Origin of the sequence: Thermogutta sp. (assembly GCF_039793925.1) — a bacterium.
In the GTDB taxonomy this organism is placed as follows: Bacteria; Planctomycetota; Planctomycetia; order Pirellulales; family Thermoguttaceae; genus Thermogutta.
Genome location: NZ_JBAMME010000118.1, coordinates 1 through 1,286, shown reverse-complemented (window position 1 = coordinate 1,286; position 1,286 = coordinate 1). Strand labels below are relative to the sequence as shown.

At 59.9% G+C, this 1,286-nt stretch carries 2 protein-coding genes; both read left to right on the top strand.

Going from position 1 to position 1,286, the window contains the following annotated elements; translation table 11 throughout:
* The coding region (locus ABJK56_RS04315) for a heterodisulfide reductase-related iron-sulfur binding cluster (RefSeq protein ID WP_347243432.1) at positions 1–288 on the top strand (288 nt) is incomplete at its 5' end.
* 253 nt (positions 289–541) lie between these two features.
* Positions 542–1,286: hypothetical protein (locus tag ABJK56_RS04310; RefSeq protein ID WP_347243431.1), on the top strand; the 745-nt coding region annotated here is incomplete at its 3' end.

Below are 1,286 nucleotides of genomic sequence, written 5' to 3'. Positions count from 1 at the left end.
CTCCGGCAACTTACCGACGACTACCGGGAAATGGCTCCCGATCCCCGCTACAACTATTGCTGCGGCGGCGGGGGCGGGTTGGTGGCCCTGGGCGAGGACACCCTGGATTTTCGAATGAAGTCCTCCAAAGTCAAGGCTGACCAGGTGCGCAACACCGGGGCGACCCTTCTTGCCACCGCCTGCGAAAACTGCCATACGCAGCTGAGCGACCTCAACACACACTACGGTCTGGGAGTCAACGTCCAGTTTCTCACCTCCATGGTCGCCGACGCTTTGGTTGTTTCCTGACTTTAAGGCCTCAGGCTGCCCCTTCGCCGGGCGGCAGAGGCCTAACGCTGTTGCTTTTTGTGCACAGGGGCACGAAGTCAGCATGTGCTTCGGTGCCAGAAGAAAATAGGGCGTTTTCAGAAGAATTGGGGTGCCGTGAGGCGCGCCCGGCGTCGTCAAGGAAAGGAGGTGTACCGGAGCGGAAAAAAGAATCACGGTGAGGGGGAGAGTTTGGGGCAGCGTATCCAAGAACCGCATTACAAAAGGAGCAACGATGAAAAGAGCCCTCATTTCGTGCGTCATTGTTCTTGGGCTTTTGGGGACGGCGGGATCGGTTTCGGCCACCAACGGGGATAACCTCATCGCCGTCGGTCCGGTGGCACGCGCCATGGGCGGCGTGGGCGTCGCCTCCCCGCAGGACGCCATCAGCGCCGTTTTCGTGAATCCGGCGGCCATGTGTTTCGGACCGTATTGTCCTTCCTCGGAAATGAATTTCGGCGGCACGCTCTTCATGCCCAAAGTGGACACTCGCATCAGTTTTCCCGCTTCGGGCACCGTCATTTCGGCGGACAGCGAAGACAAAGTCTATCCCATCCCGGCCATCGGCCTTTCGGTGCCCCTCACGGATCGTCCGCCTTTTTGGCGTTTCGGCCTTTCCGCCTACGGGGTCTCCGGTCTGGGCGTGGATTATAAGGGCACGGCGGTGGATCAGCCGGGGTTTTACAATTTCGGCCCCATGGGGTCTTTTCCCTTGGTTTCCGGGGCCTACAGCGAACTGGCCATCATGAAATTCGCTCCGGCCATCGCCTTTCAGCCATTTGAAAAGGTGTCCTTCGGTTTGGCGCTCCACGTGGACTACGCCACCCTGGACCTGCGCCAGGGCTCCTCGTCCGGCTACGGCGTGGGTGTCCAACTGGGCATGATCTACAAAGCGACGGACAGCGTCTCCCTCGGTTTGAGTTACACCTCACCCCAGAACGTCAATCACGACGATGTGCCGTCCCCGTCGAAGTCCGCCA